This window comes from Myxococcota bacterium, assembly GCA_035498015.1.
GTDB lineage: Bacteria > Myxococcota_A > UBA9160 > SZUA-336 > SZUA-336 > VGRW01.
Genome location: DATKAO010000206.1, coordinates 1 through 3,906, shown reverse-complemented (window position 1 = coordinate 3,906; position 3,906 = coordinate 1). Strand labels below are relative to the sequence as shown.

Here is a 3,906-nt window from a genome sequence, read left to right as displayed (position 1 = left end):
CCGGGCGCCCGAGATGGGCGCGCGTTACGGCTTCTTCCAGGCCAAGGACGCGCACAACATCGTCGTGAAGCTCGCGGCCGAGAACGGGCTGATCGGGCTGGCCTCGTTCGCCTGGCTCGCGTGGGCGGTGTTCCGCTGCGGCCGGCGGCTGTGGCGCTCCGACTCGCCGGAATACCAGCTGGGCGCGGTGCTGCTCGCCAGCGGCGCGCACGTGATGGTGGCCAGCCTGTCGACCGATTCGTTCCTCTACGCCAAGCAGATCTCGGCGTATTTCTGGGTGCTGTACGCGCTGTGTGCGCGCGGGTACGTCGAGCGCTTCGCCGTCGCGGAAGCTCCCTTGGCTCAGCCCGTGGCGGGGCCGAGATGGCGCAGGTTCTCCCACAGCACCCCCGCCGCGGCGTCCCAGCCGTAGTGCGTGCGGATCAACTCGCGACCCGCTGCGCCGAGGGCGCGGCGCCGGGCCGGATCGTCGAGCAGCGCCAGCGCGGCGCGCGCGGTCTCGGCCGCGCCGTCCGCCACCAGCGCGTGTACCCCATCCTGCAGGAGGTCGAAGCCTTCGCAGGTGACCCGGCTCGCCACCATCGCGCGGCCCATCGCGAGCGCGGCCTGCAGCTTGTTCTTCATGCCGGTGCCGAAGCGCAGCGGCGAGACGACCACGGTGGCGCGCGCGAGGTACGGGCGCACGTCGGGCACGAAGCCGGTCACGATCACGCGCCGCGCGTCCTGGAGGGCGGTGAGCAGCTCGGGTGGCTCGGGCCCGACGATCACCGCGCGCGCGTCGGGCCGCGCGCGCCAGACCAGCGGCATCACGTCGCGCACCAGGTGCAGCGCGGCGTCTGCGTTGGGCGGGTAGGCGAGATTGCCGAAGAACATCAGCTCGGCGGTCGCCTCCTTCACGTCGGGCGCCACCTGCTCGGCGGAGAAGTACTCGGCGTCGCCGCCGTCGATCACGGTGACGAGCGGCGCGGCGGGCGTTCGTGCGCGCACGGTCGCGAGGTCGGCGCTCGAGTTGAACGAAGCGCAGCCCACCTGCAGCAGCGCCCGCCGCTCGAAGCGGCGCAGCGGGACGAGCGCGACGCGCATCTTGATGCGCTCCCAGGTCGGCAGCATCTCGTCGATCGCGAGCCGCCGCTCGGTGGCGAGCACCGGCGCGTCGACCAGGTCCCAGAGCGTGGAGCGGCGGAACTCGCGCGGCACGTACTGCAGCGTGTCGCGCTCCCAGCAATAGAAGACGGCCGGCGCGTGCGCGCGGGCGAGCGCGCGGGCGCGCGCCTGCGCGGCGGCGAGCACCTCGGGATCGCGGTAGCGCTGGTCGAACAGCGGCAGACCCGAGAGCAGCGTGCGCAACTTGGCCAGCGACGGCACGTCGGTGCGCCGGTAGAACGGCGTCAGCGAGGCGAACACGCCGCGCAAGCTGGGGTGCTCGCGGAAGCGCTCCCACTCCTCGGGCGAGTTGGGCACCACGCCGATCAGGTGCACCGCGGTGCGCGCGGCGAGCCGCTTCAGGAGCTGGAAGGGACGCGGCGTGCCGGCCTCGGGCGGGATGGGAAAGACACCGCCGATCACCGCCACGACGGCCGGGTCGGTCTCGCGCTCGGCCCCCGACAAACTCCGCCTCCCTGCCCGCGGGCGAACGTCGCGGCGGGCCGCGCCCGCGTCAAGTCGGGTGGCGGGCGCGAACGAGGCCGGCCGTGAGCGCGAAGGAGCCGCTGTCGGCCCGGCTGATCTCCTTCGGCAAGCGGCTCACCCGCGCGCTGCTGGACGAGACCAAGCGCACGCGGCGGGAGATCGTCGCGCCCGCCGCGCGCCCGCGCGGCGAGCGGCCGATCTTCGTGATCGGCGTGCACCGTTCCGGCACCACGCTGGTCCGGCTCATCCTCGACAGTCACTCGCGGATCGCCTGTCCGCCCGAATCGTTCTTCCTCCTGCCCGAGAGCCGCCTGCTCGAGGATCGCAAGGCGCTCGAGGGCCTGCAGGCGATGGGCTTCGCACGCGACCACGTGGTCGCGCGCGCGCGCGAGCACGCGGCCTACTTCTTCGAGATGTACGCTGCCAGCCACCAGAAGCCGCGCTGGGCCGACAAGACGCCGTCCTACGTCGACTGCCTCGATTTCATCGAGACCGTGTTCGGGCCGGATTGCCAGTACGTGTTCGTGTACCGCCACGGCCTCGACTCGGCCTGCTCGATCGCGCGCATTCCCGACATCGCCGAAGCCGAGCCGCACGTGGCCGTGTGCGGCGGCGACCGCTTCGCCGGCGCGGCGCGCTACTGGGCGACACAGTGCGGTGTGATGCGCGCCTTCGCCGCGCGCCATCCCGGGCGCGTGCTCGAGCTCTTCTACGAGAAGCTGGTGGCCGACCCGGAGGCCGAGGCGCGCCGGCTGTTCGCGTTCCTCGGCGAGCCATGGGAGCCGCAGGTCCTGCGCTTCCACGAGCAGCCGCACGACCACTGGGCGGGGCTGCAGGACGTGAAGGCCAGCTCGTCGAAGGGCTTCGTGCCCAACGTCGAGCGCTGGCGCGAGGAGCCGCCGGAGCGGATCGCTGCCATGCTCGCCCAGGCCGGCGAGCGGATGCGCGAGCTGGGCTACGAAGCGGGCGCGCGCCCGTAGTCGTCCTCGATCCGGACGACGTCGTCGATCTCCGGGCTCGACACCTCGCAGAGCTCGCAGTCCGACGCGACGGCTTCGAAGCGGTGGCGCCGGCCGGGAACGATCCGCCGGCTCGACCCGGGCGCGAGGTCGGTGACCTCGAGCTGGCCGGCGTCGTTCTCCAGGGTCAGCCGGAGCGTCCCGCGCAGGACGTAGATCGCCTCGTCCTTCTGCCGGTGCAGCTGCAGGGACAGCCGCTTGCCTGCCTTGATCGCCAGGATCTTGCCCAGGTAGCGCGGGGTCTCGGCCCAGATCTCCTCGTGGCCCCAGGGCTTTTCGACACGCCGCGACATCGGCCGCGCAGCGTAGCACGGGGTCCCGGGAGCCGGAACACGGCCGCTCCTGCCGGGTTCCTGCCTGTGTGCAAATGAGGTTTTCTTTGTGCCCCGCGTCTACCCACGTGCGCAGCTCGGGCTCCACTTGGGCGGAGTCCGGGGGGTTGTGCCGGGGGTATACTTGGCACGCTCGTCGCAAGGCTTCTCGCGAGGCCGGTTGCCGGCTCTCCGCCTTCTACCCCCCAGTCGTGCGAGCCCCACCCATGAAGCCCCCGCAGAGAGTCCTGATCGTCGATGACGACACGAGCGCGCGGGAGTGGCTCGCCGCGTTCATGACTTCGCGCGGGCTGGCGCCGATCGCGGTGGGCTCGGGCGAGGAGGCGATCGAGGAGGCCAAGCGCACGGGCCCCGACCTGGTCACGCTGGACCTGGGGCTGCCGGGCATGGACGGCCTCGAGACGCTGCGGACGCTGCGCGCGCACCAGCCGCGGCTGGCCGTGCTGGTGCTCTCCGGGACCGGCGACACCCAGGCGATCGTCGAGTCGGTGCGGCTCGGCGCGGCCGACTTCCTGCGCAAGCCGTGCGGGCCGGAAGAGCTCGACGCCGCGCTCGGCAAGGCGCTGCAGCGCGGCGCCGCGGAGGAGGCCGGCCGCATCGGCTTCGCCGACGGCGGCATCGCCCCGCCGCCGCTGTTCGCGGGCCAGAGCCGCAAGATGCGGCTCGTCGAGAGCATGATCGACCACGTCGCGGACACCGACATCACAGTGCTGATCCGCGGTGAGAGCGGCACCGGCAAGGAGCTCGTCGCGCGCACCATCTGCGCGCGCTCGCGCCGCGCGCGCCGCGCGTTCGTGAAGGTGAACTGCGCCGCGCTGCCCAGCGAGCTCCTCGAGAGCGAGCTGTTCGGCTACGAGAAGGGCGCGTTCACCGGCGCGCAGAAGCGCAAGCTCGGCAAGTTCGAGATCGCCAACGGCGGCACGATC

General features: G+C 72.5%; 5 protein-coding genes. 3 read left to right on the top strand and 2 right to left on the bottom strand.

Annotation, left to right across the window (positions count from 1 at the left end; genetic code table 11):
- Positions 1-412: hypothetical protein (locus VMR86_18295; GenBank protein HTO09006.1), on the top strand; the 412-nt coding region annotated here is incomplete at its 5' end.
- Here VMR86_18295 and VMR86_18290 read toward each other — a convergent pair.
- The gene (locus VMR86_18290) at positions 343-1,608 is read right to left on the bottom strand and encodes a glycosyltransferase (GenBank protein HTO09005.1); all 1,266 of its coding nucleotides are present in this window, start codon (positions 1,606-1,608) and stop codon (positions 343-345) included. The genes VMR86_18295 and VMR86_18290 overlap by 70 nt on opposite strands.
- A gap of 83 nt (positions 1,609-1,691) precedes the next feature.
- Here VMR86_18290 and VMR86_18285 point away from each other — a divergent pair, with 83 nt between their 5' ends.
- Positions 1,692-2,609, top strand: coding sequence for a sulfotransferase (locus VMR86_18285; GenBank protein ID HTO09004.1), 918 nt, complete (start codon positions 1,692-1,694; stop codon positions 2,607-2,609).
- Here VMR86_18285 and VMR86_18280 read toward each other — a convergent pair.
- Positions 2,585-2,941 carry a cupin domain-containing protein gene (locus tag VMR86_18280; protein ID HTO09003.1) on the bottom strand — a complete coding sequence of 119 codons (357 nt, stop codon included), beginning with the start codon at positions 2,939-2,941 and terminating at the stop codon, positions 2,585-2,587. The two genes, VMR86_18285 and VMR86_18280, sit on opposite strands and share 25 nt — an antisense overlap.
- 245 nt (positions 2,942-3,186) lie before the next feature.
- Between VMR86_18280 and VMR86_18275 the strand changes: the two genes are divergently transcribed.
- The coding region (locus tag VMR86_18275; protein ID HTO09002.1) for a sigma 54-interacting transcriptional regulator at positions 3,187-3,906 on the top strand (720 nt) is incomplete at its 3' end.